General features: G+C 56.8%; 1 rRNA gene (only partly in view). It reads right to left on the bottom strand.

Features of this window, described 5'->3' with window-relative positions:
* Positions 1–22: 22 nt before the first annotated feature.
* Positions 23–1,536, bottom strand: a 23S ribosomal RNA gene (locus ACIQGV_RS40785) (it continues 1,706 nt past the right edge of the window).

Raw genomic sequence — 1,536 nt, 5'->3', positions numbered from 1 at the left:
AACACAGTGGACGCGAGCAACTGAGGACAAGCCCTCGGCCTATTAGTACCGGTCAACTCCACACGTTACCGTGCTTCCATATCCGGCCTATCAACCCAGTCGTCTACTGGGAGCCTTACCCCATCAAGTGGGTGGGAGTCCTCATCTCGAAGCAGGCTTCCCGCTTAGATGCTTTCAGCGGTTATCCCTCCCGAACGTAGCCAACCAGCCATGCCCTTGGCAGGACAACTGGCACACCAGAGGTTCGTCCGTCCCGGTCCTCTCGTACTAGGGACAGCCCTTCTCAAGACTCCTGCGCGCACAGCGGATAGGGACCGAACTGTCTCACGACGTTCTAAACCCAGCTCGCGTACCGCTTTAATGGGCGAACAGCCCAACCCTTGGGACCGACTCCAGCCCCAGGATGCGACGAGCCGACATCGAGGTGCCAAACCATCCCGTCGATATGGACTCTTGGGGAAGATCAGCCTGTTATCCCCGGGGTACCTTTTATCCGTTGAGCGACGGCGCTTCCACAAGCCACCGCCGGATCACTAGTCCCGACTTTCGTCCCTGCTCGACCCGTCGGTCTCACAGTCAAGCTCCCTTGTGCACTTACACTCAACACCTGATTGCCAACCAGGCTGAGGGAACCTTTGGGCGCCTCCGTTACCCTTTGGGAGGCAACCGCCCCAGTTAAACTACCCATCAGACACTGTCCCTGATCCGGATCACGGACCCAGGTTAGACATCCAGCACGACCAGACTGGTATTTCAACGACGACTCCACCACCACTGGCGTGGCGGCTTCAAAGTCTCCCAGCTATCCTACACAAGCCGAACCGAACACCAATATCAAACTGTAGTAAAGGTCCCGGGGTCTTTCCGTCCTGCTGCGCGAAACGAGCATCTTTACTCGTAGTGCAATTTCACCGGGCCTATGGTTGAGACAGTCGAGAAGTCGTTACGCCATTCGTGCAGGTCGGAACTTACCCGACAAGGAATTTCGCTACCTTAGGATGGTTATAGTTACCACCGCCGTTTACTGGCGCTTAAGTTCTCAGCTTCGCCACACCGAAATGTGACTAACCGGTCCCCTTAACGTTCCAGCACCGGGCAGGCGTCAGTCCGTATACATCGCCTTACGGCTTCGCACGGACCTGTGTTTTTAGTAAACAGTCGCTTCTCGCTGGTCTCTGCGGCCACCCCCAGCTCAGAGTGCAAGACTCATCACCGGTGATGGCCCCCCTTCTCCCGAAGTTACGGGGGCATTTTGCCGAGTTCCTTAACCATAGTTCACCCGAACGCCTCGGTATTCTCTACCTGACCACCTGAGTCGGTTTAGGGTACGGGCCGCCATGAAACTCGCTAGAGGCTTTTCTCGACAGCATAGGATCATCCACTTCGCCACAATCGGCTCGGCATCGGGTCTCAGACACGTGAACGGCGGATTTGCCTACCGTTCGTCCTACACCCTTACCCCGGGACAACCACCGCCCGGGATGGACTACCTTCCTGCGTCACCCCATCACTCACCTACTGCAAGTCTGGTTCCGT

The sequence above is a fragment of the Streptomyces sp. NPDC093094 genome (genome assembly GCF_044754345.1).
In the GTDB taxonomy this organism is placed as follows: domain Bacteria; phylum Actinomycetota; class Actinomycetes; order Streptomycetales; family Streptomycetaceae; genus Streptomyces.
This window is presented reverse-complemented; position numbering and strand designations above follow the sequence as displayed.